The sequence below is a fragment of the Chitinophaga sancti genome, assembly GCF_034424315.1.
GTDB classification, from domain to species: domain Bacteria; phylum Bacteroidota; class Bacteroidia; order Chitinophagales; family Chitinophagaceae; genus Chitinophaga; species Chitinophaga sancti.
The window spans coordinates 654,422-678,489 of the sequence record NZ_CP139972.1; the positions used below are offsets into that span (position 1 = coordinate 654,422).

At 45.3% G+C, this 24,068-nt stretch carries 15 protein-coding genes; 8 read left to right on the forward strand and 7 right to left on the reverse strand.

Features of this window, described 5'->3' with window-relative positions; translation table 11 throughout:
* Positions 1-126: 126 nt before the first annotated feature.
* Positions 127-735, forward strand: coding sequence for a hypothetical protein (locus tag U0033_RS02400; protein WP_072358080.1), 609 nt, complete (start codon positions 127-129; stop codon positions 733-735).
* A gap of 403 nt (positions 736-1,138) precedes the next feature.
* On the opposite strand, the gene U0033_RS02405 is transcribed toward U0033_RS02400, so the two are convergent.
* The 5 genes from U0033_RS02405 to U0033_RS02425 all read right to left on the reverse strand — a co-directional run bounded on the left by U0033_RS02405 (position 1,139) and on the right by U0033_RS02425 (position 11,943).
* Entirely contained in the window at positions 1,139-2,215 is a 1,077-nt protein-coding gene (locus U0033_RS02405) for a DUF5013 domain-containing protein (RefSeq protein WP_072358074.1), read from the reverse strand.
* A 24-nt stretch (positions 2,216-2,239) separates the two neighbouring features.
* Entirely contained in the window at positions 2,240-3,889 is a 1,650-nt protein-coding gene (locus U0033_RS02410; protein WP_083571400.1) for a RagB/SusD family nutrient uptake outer membrane protein, read from the reverse strand.
* A 13-nt stretch (positions 3,890-3,902) separates the two neighbouring features.
* Positions 3,903-6,674 carry a SusC/RagA family TonB-linked outer membrane protein gene (locus tag U0033_RS02415; protein ID WP_072358068.1) on the reverse strand — a complete coding sequence of 924 codons (2,772 nt, stop codon included), beginning with the start codon at positions 6,672-6,674 and terminating at the stop codon, positions 3,903-3,905.
* Positions 6,675-6,833: 159 nt separating this feature from the next.
* Entirely contained in the window at positions 6,834-8,516 is a 1,683-nt protein-coding gene (locus U0033_RS02420; protein WP_072358066.1) for a RagB/SusD family nutrient uptake outer membrane protein, read from the reverse strand.
* A gap of 160 nt (positions 8,517-8,676) precedes the next feature.
* Positions 8,677-11,943, reverse strand: a complete 3,267-nt coding sequence (locus U0033_RS02425) for a SusC/RagA family TonB-linked outer membrane protein (protein WP_072358063.1) — start codon at positions 11,941-11,943, stop codon at positions 8,677-8,679.
* Positions 11,944-12,851: 908 nt separating this feature from the next.
* Here U0033_RS02425 and U0033_RS02430 point away from each other — a divergent pair.
* From U0033_RS02430 to U0033_RS02440, 4 genes are all read left to right on the forward strand, one after another.
* Entirely contained in the window at positions 12,852-13,685 is an 834-nt protein-coding gene (locus U0033_RS02430; RefSeq protein WP_322518530.1) for a helix-turn-helix domain-containing protein, read from the forward strand.
* Positions 13,686-14,076: 391 nt separating this feature from the next.
* Positions 14,077-14,130 carry a hypothetical protein gene (locus U0033_RS33210; protein WP_072358298.1) on the forward strand — a complete coding sequence of 18 codons (54 nt, stop codon included), beginning with the start codon at positions 14,077-14,079 and terminating at the stop codon, positions 14,128-14,130.
* A 231-nt stretch (positions 14,131-14,361) separates the two neighbouring features.
* Positions 14,362-14,901 carry a hypothetical protein gene (locus U0033_RS02435; RefSeq protein ID WP_072358054.1) on the forward strand — a complete coding sequence of 180 codons (540 nt, stop codon included), beginning with the start codon at positions 14,362-14,364 and terminating at the stop codon, positions 14,899-14,901.
* Between the two features lie 303 nt (positions 14,902-15,204).
* Positions 15,205-15,477, forward strand: coding sequence for a hypothetical protein (locus U0033_RS02440; RefSeq protein ID WP_072358051.1), 273 nt, complete (start codon positions 15,205-15,207; stop codon positions 15,475-15,477).
* 432 nt (positions 15,478-15,909) lie between these two features.
* On the opposite strand, the gene U0033_RS02445 is transcribed toward U0033_RS02440, so the two are convergent.
* Positions 15,910-17,589 carry a family 43 glycosylhydrolase gene (locus U0033_RS02445; RefSeq protein ID WP_218163993.1) on the reverse strand — a complete coding sequence of 560 codons (1,680 nt, stop codon included), beginning with the start codon at positions 17,587-17,589 and terminating at the stop codon, positions 15,910-15,912.
* 182 nt (positions 17,590-17,771) lie between these two features.
* Between U0033_RS02445 and U0033_RS02450 the strand changes: the two genes are divergently transcribed.
* On the forward strand, positions 17,772-19,304 hold the full coding sequence (locus U0033_RS02450) for an ATP-binding protein (RefSeq protein ID WP_072358048.1): 1,533 nt from the start codon (positions 17,772-17,774) through the stop codon (positions 19,302-19,304).
* 264 nt (positions 19,305-19,568) lie between these two features.
* Positions 19,569-20,693: a DUF5009 domain-containing protein gene (locus U0033_RS02455; protein ID WP_072358045.1), complete on the forward strand. Its 1,125-nt coding sequence runs from the start codon at positions 19,569-19,571 to the stop codon at positions 20,691-20,693.
* Between the two features lie 83 nt (positions 20,694-20,776).
* Here the strand turns inward: U0033_RS02455 and U0033_RS02460 are convergent, their stop codons facing one another.
* Complete coding sequence (locus tag U0033_RS02460) at positions 20,777-23,188, reverse strand: ABC transporter permease (RefSeq protein ID WP_072358042.1); 2,412 nt, start codon at positions 23,186-23,188, stop codon at positions 20,777-20,779.
* A gap of 178 nt (positions 23,189-23,366) precedes the next feature.
* Between U0033_RS02460 and U0033_RS02465 the strand changes: the two genes are divergently transcribed.
* Positions 23,367-23,825: a YhcH/YjgK/YiaL family protein gene (locus U0033_RS02465; protein ID WP_072358294.1), complete on the forward strand. Its 459-nt coding sequence runs from the start codon at positions 23,367-23,369 to the stop codon at positions 23,823-23,825.
* Positions 23,826-24,068 lie beyond the last annotated feature (243 nt).

The following is a 24,068-nucleotide window of genomic DNA, read 5'->3' on the forward strand; positions in this document are numbered from 1 at the left end:
TAGAGTGTCATTGGTCACCCGTACGGTGAATGTTCTTTATCGTAATTTCAGGGCATTGAAAAAATCCCCGTGATTGAAATATCACCTCAATCGGTATTTAATATCGTATCGTTAAATTGATTGACAATGAGTATAACAAGATCGTTAAACGAATTATTAGATTTATTGGGAAGATTTAATCACCCTATCGTAGATTTACTGACACCGGGGTTAACCAGACCTGAAATAACCCAAAAATTGAGTTTTTTGGAACGGAATATACCAGAAGTAATATTTGAATTATTTGAATGGAGAAACGGAAGAATCTATTCTGAGGAAAGGCCCCCTTACGGGGTTAATATTCTATGGCCTTCGGGAACTTTTTACTCATTAGTGGATTGTATAGATATTTATAAAAGTTCCTGGAAATCGCTTGGTGAAGAATATTTCCCTGTTTTTGCTAGTATTGGTGGAGAAATCTGGTATATAAATATGGATGAGGGTTATAACGGTTTTGTATATCTTTTTGCACCCACACTTACCCATTCTTCTAAGCTGATGTCACAATTCGATTCATTGGAAATAATGATAAATTCATTTATTTCGGCAATAAAAAATAAAGTGTACGTTTACAACGGGGGGTGGATAACTGATCCAAAATTATACGTTGATTTTTTCAAACACCATCATCCAAAATCTGTTTTTTGGAACCACTCAGAAAGGTACGGGAACGACGAAAATGTAATAGTGAGTTGAATATCGAAACCTCAAGGGGCGAGAACTGACAAGAGTCTTCCCGATGAATCTAATAACCTAATGGCGGCGCTTTCAAAGGTTGATGCTATTGATAAAATGCTCATGGTGTTGACTTTTCTTTGCTGGAAGAATCATAGAGGGATACTAACCAGTAATGATTATGAAAAGATAGGCAGATCTATTTTCAAGCATGCTATTTCTTTGTATCAGGAAGAGCCGGAAATTTTCGATTTGATACTGCGCTTTGGGAAGACGTTTAAGTTGAAGTTTAATCATGGAATAAGGAATAATGAGAAATGCCCTGGATGGAACCCAGGGCATTTCTCGTTCTTTATAAGGTCTTAATCAGTGCTTTTCTTTATTGTACCTTACTACCAGCTTAATATTTAAAAATTATAGCCCCCTACAAATGCTTCGGATAATTCATCAGTTTCACACTATAGATCTTGAATCCCTGCTGGTCCTGCACATAATTCACCACAAAACCCACCGTTACCTTCTTCTCCTCCGTCAGCGTAAACGTAATCTTCGGACTACTAAACAGCGTATATTTGATCGTCGTATTACCGGCTATATCCCCATAATCAGGAATCGTATCCAAACCCGGTGCCATCACAATATAAGCCGGATCCTTCGTACCCTGCCAATCCAGATCAGATACATCCAATGTATAAGTACCCGCCGGTAATGCGCTGCTGGTCGTCTGCCAGATCTTGCCATTATGAATAGCAGGTGAGCCCCAGCCACTTTCCATATCAATAGTACCCCCTTCATCTTTAGCATAACCGCCAAAACCGTCATGACTCTTTGCCGCCGTATTCGCACTCCAATCCGTCAGCGTACCCCAGCGCCCACCGGAATGCATTCCTGCTACCGTAAACGGTGTCGTTGTGTTTTTCAGGTATTTCGCAGAAATATCCTTAGATGGCCCAATCACCAATGCATCTACATCCAGGATTACAATCGTAACCGCAGCACCGGAAGCAATGTCATATTTACCCGCGTTCTTTAACCTTACCGCCAGCGCCAGTTTCTTCCCTTCATAATCTGAAGATTTCAACTGCGCAATGTCCACCGCCAGGGAAAAGGTAGCAGCTGTCTGCCCGGCCGGCACTGTAATAGAAGACGGCAGTGTATACAAGGCCGCCGGCATCAGCAGGGTTTTATTGTCCAGGATATTATTGAGTTTTAATAATGCAATCGTATCGGCGTCCGTCACAATATCTACCGTATAACCCGCCGCTTTGTAGGTGCTGCCCTGCGCCACCCCCAGCATAATATTGAGTTTCCCGCTGCTGGCATCTACCCTGTAATTATAGGTCGAAGAATCCGTACCCGTCGGCACCGCATAATTCGCATTGATCCCGCCAGATATATTGAGGGCCTGTGGCATGTAGATATTTGCAATGCCATAGCTGTCTTCATTTTTTTTACAAGCCCAGAGCGATAAAAGAAATATGATAATGATAGACTGTTTCATACATCAAGATTTTAAAAGAATGAATTACCAACCCGGATTCTGCACCAGCACCCCCTTGGAAATACTGATCTCCGTCTGCGGGAATGGGTAATAATACATCTTACTGGCATCAAAAACCCGTTCTTCTACTGTAAAGGTGCTGTACACCCCATTATTCACTTTAACCCCTAAAAGCGGCTTATTTAAAGCCGTCGCCGCATCCTTCCACCGCAGCAGATCCCAATACCTGTAATCCTCAAATGCCAGTTCAATCTTCCGCTCATGTTTCAGCGCTGTTCTGAACTCGTCCTGGTTCGCCGCCGTTACCGCCGGCATATTCACCCCCGTACGTGCCCGCACCATATTGATCGCTGCCCTTGCCGTCATGCCATACCCATTATCATTATCCGGCCCATAAGCCTCGTTCATCGCTTCTGCATACTCCAGCAATACCTCTCCGTATCTCATGATCACCCAGTGATGCGTCACCGTACCGCCCTGCACTAAATTCAGCCCGTCATTCACAAACTTCTTCAGGTAATACCCCGTCTTACTGGCATTCGTATTCGCCATATCATCCGTTCCGCCAGGCGCCTCATTGATCACCCTGCCATTCCAGGTACTGCCATTCGTTACGATACTCATCCCCAGGCGCGGATCACGGTTTGCATAAGGATGCGCAGCATCCGGCGTACCGGTATATTCATAATCCGCTACCAGGTTCTCGGAAGGCGTCACCCCGCTCAAACCACCGGATGTACTGATCGGGTAATTCTGCGTTTCCATCGTATTACTCGCTGCCTTCCTGAGTGCCAGGATCGTTTCTCCGCTACTCAAAGTATTATTTTGCAAAAAGTAATTCCTGTAATCTGTCGATAAACTATACAATCCCATGGCAATGACATCATGTGCCGCTGCTGCGGCCTTTTGCCATCGTTGTACATCCCCGCCTGTATTGTGCAGCGGACTTGCCCAATAAAGCAAGGCCCTCGCTTTCAATGCCAATGCCACGCCTTTCGTGAACCGGCCATCATAGTTGGAGAATGAAGAGGTCTTCCAGTTTACCTGCAAACTGTCTTTATACAGATCTACTTCGTTGATCACAAAACTCATCACACTGTCATAAGGTGCTGCTGGCAGGATCGTATTTTCATTCGCATCCAGTACTCTTTTAACCAAAGGCACTCCGCCATATCTTTTTGTCAATTCAAAATAGAAGTAAGCTCTTAAAATATGTGCCTCTGCCCTATACCAGGCTACATTCACCACATCATTCTTATAACTGATATTGCCTGAAGCAGAGATGGTATCCCTGTTTGAACCCAGTATATCCTTGTAATTCACGGAATGCTCCAGGAAGTAATTCGCTGCCCGGATGCCCATGTAATAACTCGCGTAAAAATTATCAGGATTCGTCGTTGCATTCCAGCTGCCCTGGTTAAAGTACCGGGAAGTACTCAGCGCAGAGGTCTGCTCCGCCTCATCCGTAGCGCTGGCAAAGATGTTGATATTATCCAGCACCAGGAAGCCATTCCTGATATATGCATAAGGTGCATTACCCAGCGAGATGAGGGTGCTGTAATTCGAATTGAGTGTCTTGTCTGTCGCTGATGAATCAATCTTTGTATTCAGAAAGTCTTTTGAACAGGCACTCAGCACCAGCAAAATGATAATATAAATAGTTAGTTTCTGCATGATGATCATTTTATTAGTTAAATGAAACACTGAGTCCGCCCACATACGATTTCAACCCTGGATAACCGGTAGGTGTCTCCGGATCAAAATTGTAATCTCTCAGCAGTTTGCTGATAGTTACAGGATTGGTTGCACTCATAAACAGGCGTAAGCGGGTCAGGTGAGCCTTTTTCAGGAAAGCCTCCGGTAAAGAATAACCTACTTCAATATTCCTGATGCGCAGGTAATTGTTTTTCTTGATCCAGAAAGATGAATTCCTGTAGTTATTGGAATTGCCCTGTGTTGTCAACCGGGGATAGGTCGCACTGCTCCGGGTGTCAATCCCTTCTGAAGGATAATATGCCCAGGCACCCTTTGCCATCGGGAAAGCATTGTTGTTGCTCACGAAGGCCAGCGTCTGACTGGGTGCGTTCTGCAAATTGAAGTCTGCTCCCGCAGCTCCCTGGAATAATACAGAAAGATCAAAACCCTTATAATTCAATGCTGCATTGAAGGAATAATAGAGAGAAGGATAAGAAGGCCTGCCTATCTTCGTCACGTCATTCTGATCTACAAAACCACTGTTGTCAAGGTCTTTGTATTTCAGGTCGCCAGGTTGCACCGCACCGAATACCGGTACCGGGATCCCTGATTTCAGGGTACCATCTGCATTGAAATCTTCTACCTGGTAGAAGCCATCTGAGATTAAGCCAACCGGGGTATTAAGTGCGAGACCGGTAGTCTTACTAAACCCGTTTACCGGTGCAATCTCCGCCTGGTAATCCACAGTGTTTTTATGGTATAATACGCTACCGCCTACACGGTATCCCAAGCTCTTCCAGGTGTCGTGATAATTCATCGTGAGTTCAAACCCTTTATTCGTCATCTTCCCGATGTTCTTGAACATCAGTGTGGTACCTAGCGTCGCGGCATAACTGGCCTGATCGTAAGTAATGATGCCACCACGTTTATCCATGTACGCATCTGCAACGATGTCCAGTTTTTTGAACAGGGTCATGTCAAAACCAACATTGTATTTCATGCTGTGTTCTGCAAAGATGCCGGGATTGGCAATATACGTTTGTACAACAGCGCTGTTGGAATTCAGACTGGTAACGCCGGTGTAAAAAGCAGTAGAGGTACCATAATATTGCTGGAAGAGATACCTTCCCTGCAAAGAATTTTCATTACCTGATTTACCTGCGGAAGCCCTGATTTTCAGGTACAAAGGATCAGTTAATGCAATCCATCCTGCAGATAGCGCGGGGTAGAATCCATGGTTGTGACCCGGCGCATAGTTGTCAGAACCACTATAGCCAAAGCCAAATCCTAACTGGTACTTTTCCCGGTAGGTGTAATCGATCGTGCCACCTAAATTCGTATAGTGGTGGAAGATATTATTACCTGTATTATAACCGGAACCGTTGAAACTACCGTTCCAGTCTTCTACATAATTGCTGGCAAAATAATTGACCAGTGCATGTACGGCATGCGGTCCAAAACTACGGTCATAGCCTGCGCTCAGGTTGGCCTGTTTCCAGTCGTACTGGTTGGATGGCGCACTGTTACTGGCTACAATGTCCGTAGTCACATCCGTGGTGGTTTTTGCTCCATTGTAATACCGCGCATAAGTAGCCGTTTTGCTGGCGGCGTTCCTGGTCCATGTATTAAAACTCACTGCTTCCTGCAGGTATAAACCCGGTGTAATGAAATCCAGTTTTTCCTTCAGGTTAAAATTTGCCTGCAAAGTTCTGTCATGGGTAGATGCCCAGCCCAGGGCTTTCAGCGAAGCTACCGGGTTATTGGTATAGACGGTCGTGCCTGACCAGTTGCCCGTTGCATCCTTTACCGGGTAGATGTTAGATGGGTATACAGCCATGTTATTCCATAAACTGGCCCCGTTAAAATTCGGATAACGCCTGTCTTCAATACGGCCCCCCAGGTCTACTTTGGCTTCGAAGATCTTGAAGAAACTAAAATCCAGGTTGGCCCGGAGATTAAAGCGCTGGATCTGGGCATTTGAAGTAGTGGCATTGGTTTCTACATTGTACAGCCCCTGGTTTTTCATGTAGTCTATAATAAGTGCGTAACGGGTGCTGGTATCACCACCACTGAAGGTGATGTTTGCATCCCGGTAAACCGCATTCTTTTTCAGTACTTCGTCGAACCAGTCTATATCAGTACCTGTGCCATTCTTATAAGCTTCCAGCTGAGCGGTGGTATACCTGGGTGTGTAAATGTACTGGTGGTTGTTGACGGCGTACAGGTCATTGCTGACAGCCTGGTTGTACAGGCTCGCATAGTCAAAAGACCTGAGCGGCTTATTGAGGTTGATAGCCTGTTGCACACCGTTTCTCACCTGCGCCTGTATGGTTGGTTTGCTGGCACGGCCTCTCCGGGTGGTGATCCAGAGTACCCCGTTGGCACCACGCATCCCAAAGGCTGCAAGCGCAGCGGCATCTTTGTATAATTTTACATCTGCGATTTCTACGGCAGACAGGTACTGGAAATAGGTATTATTTACCTGGAATCCATCTACAAAAATGGCGATGTCATTGTTGTCGTAAGTACCTACACCTCTTATTACAAAGCTGGCGTTATCATAACCAGGTTCGCCGCTGGCCTGTTTGGTGATGATACCCGGCAGGCGGCCATAGAAGGTATTGGTGATATTCGCTGCCGGTGTTTTGTATAGTTCCTCTCCGCTTACCTTCGACATGGAGGCCGTAGGTATCGAATCAGGAACGGATTGCGCCAGCACTTTACCGGAAAAGGCCAGCATATATAGGAGCGTTCTGTAGCGCATGTTTGTTAGTTTTTAAAAAACGTAATGGGTGGTCTTTGCCAGGAAATATTAAACCAGGAACTTTCTCTTCGTATGATGGCTCACCGGGATGTAATTCTTTTTTCCGAAAAGGGAAATCGTATGAATTGCATCCCCCGAACCCCTTACTTCAAATGTTCCCTAATACCCCGGGTTCTGAATCAGTGTACCCTTATTAATCTCCGTTTGCGGGAAAGGATTCAGGTACTGTCGTGGTGCCCAGAAACCCAGGTACATCTTCCCATCATAGTAATCCGTATTCCCCGTCATCTTGCCGCCACCATCACTATTAAAATGCAGTGTGCGGATCACGCCACCAATCAGGCCGTCGCCAATATCGGCTCTCTTCCAGTGTTTGATATCATGCAGCCAGTAGTTTTCATCAAAACACTCAGCAGCCCATTCTCTTTGAATAATCTTACGCAACTTTGCCTGGTCCGTTTCAGTAATAGCAGGTAAACCTGCACGGAGGTGAATGACATTGAGTTTCGCCAGTGCCTCGGCAGACTGCCCCATTTCATTATACGCTTCTGCAGCGGACAAATAATAAGCGGCTAAACGGAAAATAGGGAACTCGAACCAGTTGCGTGTACCTGCTTTGTAATAGAACTTCACGGGTATCGCGGCTACATTCATTGCCCATTGAAAGAGGTTGGAATTCGCCCAGGTATTATCATTCGGGTTATTCCAGGTATCGATTTCCCAGGCTTTGAAACTCGCTTTAAAGCGGGCATCCATTGACTGCATGCGGGTGCGGTAATCAGAGAATGCAGTGGTGGTGGTAGGCCATACCTGGTCGCTGCCATCAGCTTTGTAATAATTCTCCAGGTAGCTGGTGGTTAACCCGTTCCCATATGCCTGCCAGTTATGCATGTTATAAAACGTGTTCATGCTGCTGCCGCCTGCATCATATTTAAAGGCGAGAATGACCTCGGCATTTGCAGGGGTGGACGTGGCAGTGCCATAATCATCCAGGGGATTACCGGTGTTGATGATCTTAATACCCCCGTTGCTTTCTGCTTCTTTGATCACGGCTTCGGCCGCTGTAGCAGCGGTTTGCCAGCGGGAAGCATCCTCATTGCCCATGCAGATGAGGTGATTGTTAGCACCCAGGTCCAGGTAAGGCGTAGCGGTATTGAAGAGTGGGCGGGCCACATATAACAAGGCTTTCGCTTTGATAGCAAGGGCGGCTGACTTTGTCATACGACCGGTCCAGGTAGATGTCCATACGGAAGGGAGTACCGCCGCCGCTGCATCGCACCACTTGTTGATGGAGTCCAATACCTCGCTAACGGGTGCCCGGGGAATGTTCAGGTCATCATTTACCGTGAGGGATTTGCTTACGATCGGAACACCGCCATACATGATGAGCATCTGTTCATAGCGATAGGCAATGAGTGCAGTCATTTCTGCTTTTACAATTGCCTTGTCTGCACTAGTCATATCCGTCACCTTGTCGATGTTTTCTTTCACCAGGTAGGCCTGGCGGATGGTCGTGTAGTTGTATGCGTAACCATCCATATCTTCTGTATTACCGGTGGCGGTAAGACCTGTACTGGTGGTGATCCCATAACACCAGGTCCAGGAGAAACCGTAGTTAAGGGCACCGGATGCATTATCCAGGATCAGGGAGTTCCAGTTACCCTGGTAGGGCAGACCCTGGCTCAGGACTACTTTATAGGCATTGGCAATAGCGCCCTGTGCTTTGATAGTAGTGGAGAATATCGAGTCTGTCGTAGTTGTATTGGAGATGGGCATTTGCAGGAAGTCCTTTTGACAGGCAAACAGCAGTAGCACCATGCATATGATATAGTAAGGTTTCATTTCAAGTGTTTTAATTTAAAGGAATGACCCTTTGGAATTTTCTGAAACTTGGGAGCGCTTGTTTTCGTATCGGAGATCAGCATTGCTTATTCAAAACCCTGATTTTATTGCCAGGGATGAAATCCTGCTAACAGTATCCTTGACTTACCCCGATCGAAAATCAGAACTGGATATTCGTACCAAAATTGAAAGTCCGCGTCAGCGGGTACATATATCCCATACTGTTCTTCCCATCGTCAGCCAGTTCCGGATCTATCCCTTTCATCACTTCCTTGCTCCAGGTGATCAGGTTATTTCCATTGGCATAAAACCGTACACTACTGATATGCGCACGGGTCAGCAATCTTCGGTCCTGGATGCTGTAGCCGATTTCCAGGTTTTTCAGTCGTTTGAAGTTGTTGGACTTCAGCCAGAAATCACTGAAAACGTTATTAGGCCCGGAGCCGCTGAATGAGAAAGAAGGATAGGTAATTTTTTCTCCCTTATCATATTTCTCCTGTGTCCAGTGGCCATCGTAATAAGGCTGGAATACTGCTCCCACGTTCTTGGCAAAGGGGGTGCTGAGCACATAACCTGATTGGGGGAACGAACCTTGTGCTGTTCCAATCAGCAGCGCAGAAATATCAAATCCTTTATAAGAGAAACCGATCGTAATGTTATAAGCAATACGTGGCAGGTTGGAATAGCCGATAGGCACCCGGTCTTTTGTATCAATGATCCCATCGCCGTTAATATCCTTGTAACGGATATTCCCTAATCTTGCCTGGTTGCCATTCGTGTTATACGGACGGTTATTCAGTTCCTCGGTGGTATTAAAGAAACCATCCCATACATAACCCTTGTACTGGCCAATGCTGTAGCCTGTTTCGTTCATCCAGGGATATTGGTAAGCGGGTTCCGCCATGTATTCGATCTTATTTTTGGCGTAAGAGAGATTGGCTTTCAGGAAATAATTGAGTTTACCAATATTATCATTGTATCCAAATTCTATTTCATACCCCTGGTTGCTCACCCGGCCAATATTTGCCGGCGGCACGATAGAGGAAGATACCCCATAGGTGGCCGGGATGGTTTGCAGGTTCACGAGGATATTGTCTCTTTTTTCCCTGAAGAAGGTGGCGGACAGGGTGACCTTATCTTTCCAGAAACGCAGGTCGGCCGCGAGGTTCAGCTTCTTGGCCCTTTCCCAGGTTACTTCAGGATTCCCTAAGGTGGTTTCGCTGGCACCGGAGAAATAAGGGTTTGCGCTACTACCATTGCTATTCCCAAAATAGTAACCGCTGGTACCGGATGACCAGCCATTTGGCAGGTACAGGTAGCGGCGTTTTTCGAGGCGGTCACTACCTACTTCGCCATAGGAGCCGCGTAACTTCATCCAGGTGAGTACATTGTTTTTAGGGAAGAAGGGTTCCTTTGTAACGACCCAGCCGGCAGATACTGCGGGGAAATACCCGAAGCGGCGTTTAGGGGCAAAGTTCTCCGTACCATTCAGACCCATATTGAATTCAAAGAGGTAGCGCTCACTAAAGTTGTAGGTTACACGACCTACGAGACCCATTAAACCGGAAGGGGTATTATTGGCCAGGTCGTGTGCCGTATATTTCTGGGCATTGCCGAGGAATAAAGCGGACACATTGTGTTTGCCAAAACTGCGGGCAAAGTCGATAGAGGCTTCCAGGTATACTTTGCGCCAGGAGCCGTTGCCCCAGTTGTCAGAAGTATTGTCCGGGTTTAACTGCCCGCCGGCCAGGATAATATTATTCGGATTGGCCGGGTCGCGCATCGCTTTATAGAGCGGAATGCTGGTGGCGGTATAAAACCCTTTCGTATAGCTGTCATCGTAAGCGATCTTACCACTCAGGTTCAGGCCTTTGGTCAGGTAATCCATCTGGTGTTTCAGGTTCACGGTGCTGGTAAGGGTGGTAATATATTGATTCACCACGCCGGCGCCCAGGAAATCGCTGATGGGCGAAACACCACTACCGCCTTTGTCAACGAGGGGGTTGATGCCATCGCCGGAGGTACCGATGAAGCCATTCACGAGTTTGCCATTTACGAAGTTCGGCCCTACGAATGGACTGCTTTCAAAGATCTTCTGGATGATGAGCTGGTAGCGGTCGCCCTGGTCGTTGGCACCATATCCGCCGGAGGGCAGGTGTGCTACGGTAGACTGACCCGCGAGGTTCACGCTGATCTGGAAGTTTTTGAAAACGTCGATGTCGAAATTTGAACGGAAGTTATAGCGTTTGTAATTTGAATTCGTATTGGCGCCGCCGTAGTTGTAGTCATTGAGGATACCTTGCTGGTGATAGTAACCTAAGGAAGCAAAGTAGCGCACTTTATCTACGCCGCCGGAGATGTTCATATTATATTGTTGCTGCTGCCCCTGACCGCCGAAGATTTCCTTGAAATAGTTGTGGGAGGTGTAGTACAGGGCGGGGCTGTTGGCAAGTGCCTGCCTGCCTGCCGTGCCTATTTCAAGGCTATTGATTTCAGCATCGGTATAGTCTCTGTTGTTTTTAAACTTCCAGAGGTCATTGTCGGTGAAGAGCAGGTTATCAAAGCTGCTGTTGCCCGCTGCCTGGGCATTGTGGATGCCTTCGTTGCGGAAGAGGGCGTATTGATAGGAGTTGAGGATGGGCAGGAGGGAAGTGGCGTTGGTAAAACCGCCATTGCCTGTAAAACCGAATTGCGGTTTATTGAGCCGGCCTCTTTTGGTGGTGACGATAATGACACCGTTGGCACCCCTGATCCCGTATACCGCGGTAGAGGAGGCATCTTTCAGGATAGAGATGCTTTCGATCTCGTTAGCATCCATGGCGTTTAGCACGACATATGGTTGCTCTGCGGGCTGCTGGATACCGTCGATCACGATGAGCGGATCCTGGCCATTGAGGGTAGCGATACCCCGTATATGAATGGTGGCAGAATTTTGCCCGGGTTCACCGCTGGCCTGAACGGCGCTGATACCGGAGGCGCGGCCTACGAGCATATTCGTGATATTTGAAACCGGGGTGGAGGCGAGTTCTTTGCCTCCTACGGTGGCGATGGCGCCGGTAACGGTGGGTGCTTTTTGCTTGCCGTAGCCGACCACTACTACTTCGCCCAGGGCCTTGTCTTCGATGGCGAGGGTGACGTTGAGAATGGGTCTGGCATTGACGTTCACCTCCTGCCGGTGGTAGCCGATGAAGGAGAAGATCAGGGTAGCGTTGTTAGGAACAGTAAGTTTGAAATGGCCGTTTTCGTCTGTTTTGGTAGCGATGCTGATGTTGTTTTTCAGGTAGACGCTCACGCCGGGTAAAAGTTCGGTGGAGGAGCGTACCGTACCGCTTACAGTGAGGGCACTTTGCCCGTGGGTGGTGGGTAATCCTATTATTTGAAGCAATAGGAGGGCTACCGACCATTGTAAGAGTAGTCGTTTGATCATGCTGAGATGAATTAAAAAATTGGTTTTACAAAATGGAATCCCCTTTTAACAGTTCTGTGCAATCGTTTGCATAATTCGATATAAAAAAGGTTGGTTTGGAATGTAATCGTTTACATTTCATGTCATTAAAAAACAGTTTTCCGTGTGGAGGAGATAAAGGATATTGCCCCTTAGAGTAATCGTTTACATTTGTTTTCATAACTACAGTTGGGTGATGCGGCGGTTAAATTATTGTTAAAAAAGGAGAGGGTATTTGCAGTAATTAACAAAGTGTAGCAGGATTTTAGCCCATGGGTTTGGTAAATGGATTTAGTTGGGAGCTGGTATGGATCGAGAAGATGTCTTTTTGACAATTTAAATATGGAGTAAGAAGATAGGGCAGTTTACAGAAGTATATGATTGTGAGTAGTCCAGTGCTTCCGTTTCTATAAACTGAGGAAGGAATGACAAAAAGAACAGGGCCACTTTGAGGTTCGGGTTGTCTTGTTCAGTACGAACATAGTATCAATGCCTGGAATCATGATAAACAGGAATGCTGTTATCAGGAACAAATAATAATGCTGTATACCCATCATTGTGCAAAGGTGTGAAAATCATATAGAAAGAGTGAAACTGAGGGGCGGCAGGCAAGATTAGCAGGTACGTATTTAAACCTGCAACGGTTACACGGCGGTAAGCAGTGTGCAAAAAAACGGTATTTACAGGCTTATGCAAATGTATTAAACCGGTTGGGTTTCAAACTAATTTAATACCTTTACTCCCGGGAATATAATCGCGCAAAATATGCGCGCCACACCCTTTGCTTACCTATAACCTGCAATCAAGCTATATTAATTCATCACCTATGCAGGAAACACTCATTTTCCGCATAGCGCAAATCTTTTAGCCGCGCTATGACAACACGGAACATGCTTACAATTTTTACTGAAACCGATATTTTCAGTCATCTGAATGATCCGGGGCAAGCCTTTAAGCCAAAGGACGCCATTATATTGCTGGTGACCAGCGGCCAACTGAAATTAAGCTGCAACCTGGAGGAGATCAATTGCCTTGAAAACTGCCTGTATTTCTTCATGCGGGGCTTTGTGTACAGCATTCAATATATGGATGAACACTTCTCCTGTATGGGAATGATTGTACCCGGGAAATTCTTCCTGGAAAATGGAGTAGCCGGTGCTATTGGCAATTCGTTTCACACCATCCTGGCGAACCGGCAGCATCCGGTTATAATTAATCAAAGAGAAAGCGGGGCCCTGAGCGGCATGCTGCAGCTGTTGAAAGATTTTTTTATACCCAATGAATCGCTTGTCAGTTATAATGAGATACTGCTGTACCAGGTGATGTCTGTCGTTCATACGATTGCTGCCTTTTGCAGGAAATACAATGGCGCGCAGGAGCTGCAATTTAAACGGAGGAATGTGATCACGTCGGGTTTTCTGCACTTACTACAAAACAATATCAAACGGGAAAGGAGCCTTCAATTCTATGCCCGTCAGCTAACGGTGACGGCGGATTACCTTGCCCGGGTTGTAAAACAGGTAACTGGTAATACCGCCGGTGAACTCATTGACAATGCTGTGATCATCGAAGCAAAATTATTGCTGGCCAATCCCTCACTTAGCATTGCCCAGGTTGCACAGCATATGGCCTTTAGCGACCAGTCCGTATTTGGCAGATTTTTTAGGCAGCACACAGGTATTACACCTAGCCGTTACCGTAGCCAGCAAAATGTAGGATTTTGACGAATAATGGCCGCTTTTTGCAAAATTTCAATGGGTAATATATTCGAATTTTGCAGTGTCAAAAAAATAATCACCAGCATTTGACTGGTCCTGCCTTATAACCTGCAATCTGAACCACATTTATTATTAGTAACGTACCTGAAATGTAGGCTTTATTAGTTCTTCATAAGTATAATTGTCCATTTAATGTGCAATTAACAGTATAGGTAGCAGATACCACGGGTATAGTCATGTACCTGTGGGATTTTTCTTGTATAAAGATTAGAATAGTAGTTCAAAACAGAGGGATTATTAATTAATTCGATTAGAATCTAGCAAAATGGCCTGGTCTTTCCAGATCCGGCCTTGTTTGTGTAAGAAGTGACTTGAGCATCCTTCTCATTTTACAAAGCTGTTTAAGACGAAAACGGGGAAGTCGCCTTCTGAGTATCGCCGGGAGAATTGATTGAAGAATTGGCTTTGTAAGAAAGGGGCAGGCACCCTCCGGGCGCTAAAGGCGACCTTACATTATAATTGCATTACAAGAAGACGGGAATATCACTTCAATATCGATTTGATATTGAAGTGGTATTCTAATGTTGTAGTAGTACTCATTTTATGAACTTTTTGATTTGAAGCCGGCTTATATTCAGCTTATATCTTTACTATTGCTTTGTTAACCTTCAAATTGTTTGTTATGGCCATTATTAAAGACAATGTACTTTTCCAGCTCATCAGCGGATCGCTGGGCAATCAGATTACAATTTATCAACGAAATGGGCAGACGATCGTCGCGAAAAAACGGGGGCGGTCTAAAAAGAAGCCTACCCGGAAGCAGTTAGATGCCAGGATGATGATGGCGGAGGCGGCCGCGTATGCAAAGACGATCCTGAAAGACCCGGAAATTAAGGCGTATTATCAGTCGCTGGCTGGTCCGGGGCAGAATGCCTATAATATGGCGATTAAGGATGCTTATAAGGCGCCGGAGGTGCAAAATATTGCCGTAGTGGATACGACAGTGGTGGTGACTGCAAAAGATGAATTCAGGGTTGCGGAGGTGGAAGTACGGGTGGTGGATTCGGCAGGTGTGATATTGGAGAGAGGGAAGGCGGTTTTGGGCAGGAATGGGGTGGATTGGTATTATAAGGTGGGGAGTTTGCCTGCGGGCGGGGTGATTTGTGTTTTAGCAGTAGATCTGCCAGGAAATGAGACGCTGCGGGAATTCAGGTTGGAGTGAGGGGATGCGCGATATTTTTGATGGGGGAACCTTCTGGTTATTTTTTCTAAATAATAGTAAATTACTGTTTGCGGTACTTGTATCGCGGGGTTTTTAATACCTGCAAGCAGGTGTTGAGGTTTTTAATGATAGTGTACAAATGACAATGGGATGGGAGTGGCTGGTAAATGGAAGTTTGGATGATGCTTTATACTAGCGCTCATCTCATAAACAGGCATTTTGAATTGATAATCAAATCACTAAATGGTAATTACGAAATGAGTTCTAAGGAATTACCGCCATGCGATATGACAATGTAATTATATGATAAGATATTGGTTCGAGTTTGATTTTACTTCCACTGGTATTGATTCAATTCCGCCTGGAATACAGATAGGCTGTGGGGTCACAGGACATAATTATGAGGATGTGTTTGATATTTTGAGAGATAAGGTTTTTAAAGGTGGCGAGCTACCTGGGATCAGGCGAATGATTGAGGATGTCAATATAGAAACATTAGATCAGGGCCATGTGCTGCCGAACATGCTGCCACCCATATGGCGGGGAGTTTGGTATCCTATGGGCTATCAGTACTGAATAATATGAGCACTCATTTCATAATTACTATTTATGTATTGATTACCAGTTGGAAATACCTATTTATGAAACGGGTTCTAAATAGGGAAGAGGTTGTATCAAAATCCAGGTACAGCTTATCCGCTGATTTGTGTAGACAAGCTAATACCAGGAACTTGTAAGGCCCATCAGAAAGAAGCCTTCATTTACAATGGTACTTGATACAACCTCTTTTATTTCATTAGAATTTATTTCGTAATAACCATTTAGGAATTGATTATCAATTCAAAATACCTATTTGTGAAATGAGTGCTACTCAGTTATAGCAAATAACCATTTAGGAATTGATTATCAATTCAAAATACCTATTTGTGAAATGAGTGCTACTCAGTTATAGCAAATAACCATTTAGAATTGATTATCAATTCAAAATACCTATTCGTGAAATGAGTGCTACTCAGCTATAGCCTCGTATTTGAAATTCCTGAACAGCACACTGCCATTTCCTATACTGCACAAGCCTATACGTACACTTAGGAAACCTCCAAGGGCATTGTGATGCAAGCCTGATATTTCGGCGGCGTTTTCAATTTTTTGCCATTGATGACCATCAGTGCTGTAATACATGCTTACGATATGATGCCGGTTTTCGATTTTGAGAAAAGTGTGTTTGTTGATGGCGTTTTTTACCGTAGGGAACTGGTAACCTCTCAGGTTGGCGAGGATGTCTTGCTTGTCCGCAAGGATGCCGTAATAAGCGGTGTTATTGTAGAATAGCACCATGCCGCCGGTGGCATCGCCGCTTATTTCCAATTCAACTTCTGCAGTGTAGGAATGATCCGTAGGCATGATGAGGAACGGGGAACTATTGCCAGCACTGTTCCCTTTGCCTTTGATGTCGATGCCCTTGCTGCTGATGTGGAACCGGGTCGTGTCGTATTCACCGAAGAATTTCCAGCGGGGAGAGCTGAAGTCATCAGAGAGCCTGGAAGCAGTGTGAAGGATATTTGGAGAGGGGTGAATGTTATTTTTAGTGCTATTATGATTGGTGATGCCGCCAGTTTTGGAAATGCTGGTAGCCTCGTTTGATTGGCGCTTATTTTTTGTTTTGAACCAGCCATCTTTTGTCCATTCCAATGCCTGGATCAGCGTTTGCCTGCCCATGTTATAATGATCTTTTTCATAGCCATGAAATACCATCCACCAATTGCCATTGGCGTCCTGGAATGGCGTGCCATGACCTTTAGACCACCAGGTATCATCGGATGATGTAACCCGGATGATTGGGTTGTAAGGTGAGTTCTCCCAGGGACCAAGGGGAGATTTGGACCGCGCTGAGATGATCATATGGCCCGTAGCTGGACCGGCGGTGCCACCTTCGGCAACGGTCAGGTAGTAGTAGTCGCCGTGTTTGGTAATTTTCGGACCTTCCAGGCAGAAGCATTCAATCGTCCATTCGCGGGGGATGGCCCAGCCAGTGTAGGTGATCGTTTCTTTGCCCTGAACGGAGAGACCGTCGTCTGACAGGGGAACGTAGCCTCCACTGCTAAAGTAGAGGTATCTTTTGCCATTGGCGTCTACGGCATGACCGGGATCAATATTGCCGATTTTCAGGTCGACAGGGTCGCTCCAGGGGCCGGTGATTTTGTCGGCGTAGACTACATAATTGGTATTGTTGGCGGGGAAGTAGATGTAGTATTTATTGCCGTATTTAACGAGGTCGGGAGCCCAGACGGAGCCGACGTACTTGTGTAGTGCGTTAACCAGGGGCGTCCAGTTTAGCAGGTCTTTGGAATGCCAGATGAGCAGACCGGGGTAATAGTCGAAGGAGGAGTGGACGATATAGTAGTCAGTGCCATCTACGAGGATGCTGGGGTCGGGGAAGTCGCCGGGGAAAATAAGGTGGGAGGTGGTGTCGGATGGGATGCGGATGGGAGAGGGGGAGGTAAGCTCTGTGGTGGAGGATTGGTGTGTGGAGGTATTGCCAGGATTGCCTGTTTTTGGTGCCTGGACAGGGATGTGTTGAGTTGGCTTGGCAGTAGTTTGAGTTTTGTCAGTGATAGGGATGGTTTGAGCCTGCGTTAGGAAGGTCAATGAAAGGATAAATAGTAATAGCATGATCGTGTTTTTCATAACGGATTTTTTGGAAGTAAATATATGGGTGGGGGTGATTGGAGAAGGGATGGGAATGTTTACGTTTAGGGTATGAAATGTTAAAAATGGCGCCTTATTATTGCTGGCATTGCTTTTTTCCTGCCTTGTCGGGTTCAAAGTGAGAAAATGGGGATTATGATTTTGGATTTATCTTTGTTTACATGAGGAAATATCCAATTGGCCTGCAGGATTTTGGAAATTTAAGAAAGGAAGGTTTTCTGTATATCGATAAAACTCGTCTGATCTATAATTTAATTGATTTAGGAAAGTACTATTTTCTAAGTCGTCCAAGGCGTTTTGGTAAATCCTTGTTACTGTCTACTATTAAGGAGATTTTCAATGGTAAAAAGGAGCTGTTTGAAGGTCTTTGGATCTATGACCAATGGAACTGGGAGCAGAGACATCCTGTTATCCATCTTAGGTTTAGCCAGATTGATTATAAAGGACTTGGACTGACAGCTGCTATTAGCCGGGAGCTTGATTTTTTAGCAGCGGAATTTGGGATTCAGTTGCGGGAAGAGGATAGTTTGGCATTGAAGTTTAGGGAATTGATCAGGGAAGTGGCGAAGATTGGTCATGTGGTGATTTTGATTGATGAGTATGATAAGCCGATTACGGATTACCTGGAGGATATTGAGATGGTGGAAGAGAACCGCTCAGTGTTTAAGAATTTCTATTCTGTTTTAAAGGATGCAGATGAGTATATAAGGTTGTTGCTAATTACCGGGGTTAGCAGGTTTACGAAAGTGAGTATTTTTTCTGATCTGAATAATCTGTACGATATTTCCCTCAATCCTCATTATGCGGCACTTACAGGAGTCACCCAGGAGGAAATGGAAACCAGTTTTGCTAAAGAAATAGTGTTGCTTCAACAGAAGCAGCCAGATATTCTGGGCAAATTGAAGGAGTGGTATAATGGATATTCCTGGGATGGAACAACCAGAGTCTATAATCCATTCTCCCTACTTAGTTATATGGGATCAGGCAGGATTCAAAACTTTTGGTACCAGACAGGAACACCTACCTGGTTGGTGAACCTGATGAAAAAACAAAAGGTTTTTGATCTTGAAAACATTCACATGGGAGAAAATGCTTTGAGTAATTTTAATATAGAACATCTTTCCCCGGTGCCAGTTTTGTTCCAGACAGGGTACCTGACCATTAAAAACTATAACGAGGAAACCAGATTATTTGAGCTGGGATACCCAAATCGCGAGGTAGAAGAGAGCCTGACAGACGCATTACTGAGCGCTTATAGGAATGTGTTTCCTGGAAATGATTCGATGGAGCTGACATTTGATTTGGCAAACGCCATGAAGAATAATGATATGTCGCAAATGGTAAAAGTGCTGGATGTACTATTGTCAACTATCCCTTATGATCACAGGAAAGCAGAAAGCGAATCCATTTTTCATATCATCGTACATCTTTCTTTTAAGCGTTTAGGTATGGACGTACGTAGCGAAGTTCATAGCGCTAGCGGCAGATGTGATGTTCTTGTCTTTACAAAAAAATATATTTACGCGTTAGAATTAAAACTAAACGGCACTGCACAAGCTGCGCTTAACCAGATCATCAATAAAGGTTACTTGCACTCCTATCAATTAGACCCCAGGAAGAAAATCGCTATTGGTATTAATTTCTCTTCCGGGAAAAGAGCGGTGGAAGAGTTTCTTGTCGAAGAATTCGCTTAATTCACTAGAACTCATTTTATAACTACTATTTATGCATTGATTATCAGCTAGAAAAACCTATTTATGAAATAAGTACTACAAACAGGGTTTCGGGAACGAAGCTTTTATTTTGAAATTGATTTTCATGCCCGTTGATGAATGCCCTCGTTCATGAATGTTTTATTGCTTATCACCCCCAATTAATACAGCGAATTGCAAAATAGCCATCCACAAATTATACACCCATTAAATAAAATTCCCTATTTTGTTAAGTAACGTTCGTTTATGAAAAACTTGTCTCAACGTCTCTTATCTATCGACGCATTCCGTGCTATCACCATGCTGACCATGATCTTCGTCAACGATGTCAGTGGTGTAAGTAATATCCCTGCCTGGATCGAACATACCAAAGCCGCCGAAGATGGAATGGGCTTTGCCGATACCGTCTTCCCGGCATTTTTATTTATAGTCGGATTATCAATCCCCTTTGCCATCGGTAAGCGGATTGCGAAGCAGGAGTCTTTTATTAAAACAGAAGTACATATCCTGACCCGTTCACTGGCACTGATTGTCATGGGGTTCTTTCATGTAAACCTGGAAGGTTATAACAGTGAAGCCGCCATCCTGCCTTATGCCATCTGGGAGATCCTGATTACAGCCGGATTCTTTCTGATCTGGATGGATTATAAGAAGAAACAGTACCTCCTGCAGGGATTGGGCATTGCATTGTTGCTGGCCATGGCGGCATTGTATAAAGGTGAAGGCGGACAATGGATGCGGCCATCATGGTGGGGGATTTTAGGAATTATCGGTTGGGCCTACCTGGTGAGTGCGACTGTGTTCTTACTGGTGAAAGGGAAGTTCCCCGCCCTGCTTGTATTGCTGGGTGTATTTTTAGCCATCAATTTTGCGAAGCATAGCGGGGTATTGTCCCTGGATATTCCTGTGATAGGCGATGCTTCTTCTATTGCTTTGATTATGGCAGGGGTGGTAATTTCCTGCATCCCGAAAAAATCTATTCCCCTGTTATTGGGAGTAGGTGTGGCTGCTATTGCGATTGGGCTGATTGTAAGACCTTATACAGAAGGGATTTCAAAGATCAGGTCTACACCGTCATGGGTGTTGATCTGTGCGGGTATCAGTACCGTGGTATTTGCTTTTATGATCTGGTTAGTGGATATAAAAGGGAAGATGAACTGGTTTTCTTTTATTAAACCAGCGGGTACGAGTACACTGACTTGTTACCTGATCCCTTATTTGTTGTATGCTGTTATGATGCTGGTACATTTTCATTACCCGGAATTGCTGAAGAGTGGAATAGGTGGAATATTGAGAAGTATTGCGGTGGCGTTTGTTGTAATCTGGATTGCAGGTAGAATGGAGAAAGTAAATGTCAGGCTTAAAATTTAAGCCTGACAAAGGCTGCAACGCCATTAATGGGGGGTATTTTATAGGGAAATGAGTTCTAATTATCAGATAAGATGCAGCGTGTTTTACTCTGCTTTCAAACTGTGCACCGGGTTCGCCAGCGCTGCCTTGATCACCCTAAAACTAATCGTGACCAATGTAATCCCAATCGCCACCGTTGCCGCTACCACAAACACCGCCCAACCAATATCCGTACGATAGGAGAAGTCCTGCAGCCAGCGGTTCATCAACAAATAAGAAAGCGGGGTCGCTATCAGGATCGCCACTATGACCAATTTCAAAAACTCTTTAGACAACAACGCCACTATCCCGGAAATACTTGCTCCCAGCACTTTTCGGATCCCAATCTCCTTTGCCCGCTGCTCTGCCGCATAAGTAACCAGTCCAAACACTCCCATCGCCGCAATAATAATCGCCAGGATGGCAAAGATGCTGAACACCTGCCCGGTCCGTTCCTCCGCTTTATACAAACGGTCAAAATCTTCGTCCATAAATGTATAACGGAACGGTTGTCCTGACATATCCTGCTGCCCCTGGTATTTTTCCCTGATCTGTGCAATCACACCTGAAAGATCCTTGCTTTTGACCCGGATCGCCATGAATTGCCTGTACTCTCCCAACCTGAAAATGATCGGCGGAATCTTACTCTTCATCGTACCAGCATTAAAATCCTTCACAATCCCAATAACGCTGAACTTACCATCATTATACAAATACCGGTCTTTCAGGTCTTCATATCCCAGTACTTTTGCTGCCGTTTCATTGAGCAACACCGCATTGGTATCACTCGGCATTTGCGGAGAAAAATTTCTACCTCCCACTATTTTCATATCCATCGTTGGAATATAATCCGCATCCACCATCCACTCCACCAGTGCCGCCAGTTTACCATCACCTACCATCGGCGTTTTGGAATAGGAATTAGTATTCCTGATCTCAGATGTTGGCAGTGACCTGGTCATCGTTGCATTCACTACCCCGGGAATCTGTTTGATCTCCTGCTGAAAGCTTTTCGCATGGATCCAGAGTGCCCCTATATTCTGTAATACCAGCACCTGCTCACGGTTATAGCCTGTATTGCTGTTCCTGATATACTTCAGCTGTTTGTAAATAACGAGTGTACCTACCAGCATTAAGATGGTGGCCGTAAATTGAAATACGACGAGTCCATTGCGGAGCCAACTACCCTTCATGCCTTTGGAATACTTGCCTTTCAGCACTTTCACCGGTTCAAATGAAGAGAGGAAAAAAGCAGGATAACTCCCTGCCAGCAATCCGACTACGATGCAGGTCACAATGAGACAGGGAAGGATCCAGGTGAGATTGCTCCACTGCAGGGTGATGGACTTGTCTGAGAGGTTGTTGAGAAAAGGCAGTAAAGATGCGGCGATGATAACCGCGAGCAGCAGTGCAAAGAATGCGGTCAATATGGATTCACTGATGAACTGGAAGACCAGGTGACGCCTTTCGGAACCTAATACCTTGCGTACACCCACTTCCCTGGCCCTGCCGGCAGAACGGGCAGTACTCAGGTTCATGAAATTGACACAGGCAATAAGCAATATCAATATACCGGTGATGATAAAGATGTACACGTAGGTGATATTTCCACCGGGTTCCGCCTCGTCATTGTTGGTAGAGCGAAGGTGGATGTCTTCCAAAGGGAGGGCGTTGTAGCGGAAAAAGCCGCCGTGTTTTTCCAGTTGGGCAATACCCTCACCCAGGTAACCTATAATGGAAGGCTCCATATATCGCTTTGTACCTTCGTTGATGATTTGTTGGACCCGGGATGCACTTACCCCCGGTTTTGCCAGTATATAGGTCGTATAACTATTGCTGAGCCACCTGTCCATCATTTCATCTGCACGGTGACCCATAGAACGGATCATGTCAAAATGCAGGTGAGACTGGGATGGGGTATTTTTTATTACACCGGTGATGGTGTAGAGGGTGGTATTTTCCATTTTGAGGGTCTTGCCCAGTACATCGGTGGTCTGGAAGTACTTGCGGGCCACCCGTTCGGAGATAACGAGGGTATTGGGCTGAGAGAGTGCCGTATTGGGATCGCCGTAAATGAAAGGCAGGGAAAAGATCCTGAATACACCCGGATCTGCAAAGCAGGTGTTCAATTCAATGGTCGTTTCGTCTCCTTCATCTTTTTTAACGAGTGCCTGCCCCTGGTTGTCAAAGCGCACAAATTCTTCAATCTGCGGGAAGTCTCTTTTTAAAGAAGGCCCGAAGGCGGCGGGGGTACTTCTTTCATGGAAGATAGTACCATTTATGAGGAAGTCTGCATCCAGGCGGTAGATCCTGTCTGCGTTCGCATTGAATTTGTCATAACTCAGCTCGTCTGTCACGAAGAGGGTGATGAGCAGGCAGGTGGCTAAGCCGATTGCCAGGCCGAAAATGGTGATGGCTGAAAAGCCTTTATGCTTCCACAGGTTTCGGAGGGCGATCTTCAGGTAATTCTTGAGCATGCAGATCTTTATTTGAAGTGGAGGCGTGCTAAGAAAATGCCAAAATTAATGTAAGCTGTAAATCAATGAATTGTGATCGGTACAGGAATGGGAGTGTCCGGTTTTGGTACGGAGGATGTGCGGTTTTGATTATCTTCCCCGCGGGAAGTTCAATCCTTTAATGCAGAATTATTTATTTATGATCCTTGACACATTAGCACACTACTCAAAGTACACCTTTTTAGGGCCTAAGTTCGCCCGTGCGTTTGACTATTTACTATCCACCGATTTTAGCCAGGTAGCAAAAGGGAAATATGAAATTGACGGGAAAGACATTTTTGCCATAGTGAATGAATATGATACCGTGGATGCTGCGGGAGAACAAATGGAATCGCATAAAAAGTACATCGATATTCAATACATGGTAAAGGGAGAGGAGTTAGTAGGGCATGATTTTTTGTTGCATCATCAGCCTTCAAAGGCATATGATCCGGAAACAGATTTTATGTTGTTCGCAGAAAAACCTTTGTTCTTTTCAGTATTGAGAGAAGGTATGTTTGCTATTTTCTTTCCTACCGACCTGCATATGCCCAATATAAAAATTGATAAGCCGACAGGCGTACGGAAAGTGGTGATCAAGGTCAGCGTAGATGCCTGATGCGGAACGCATCTATCATTCGCTTAGCGGATTACTGCGGTGATTTTCTAAGCGAATGAATGCCTTATTGAGCTTGCTTTGCCGAATTACTGGTATGATCTAAAGCGCCCGGGTCTGTACCTCCCAGGTAACCCGGTAGGTACCGGTGGCCGGGTACTGTGCGCCATCATTTTCATAAGTAGAGATGGCCGGCCATGTGCTGAATAGCAAGACCTTTTGTGTGAATACACATAGCGGACGCAG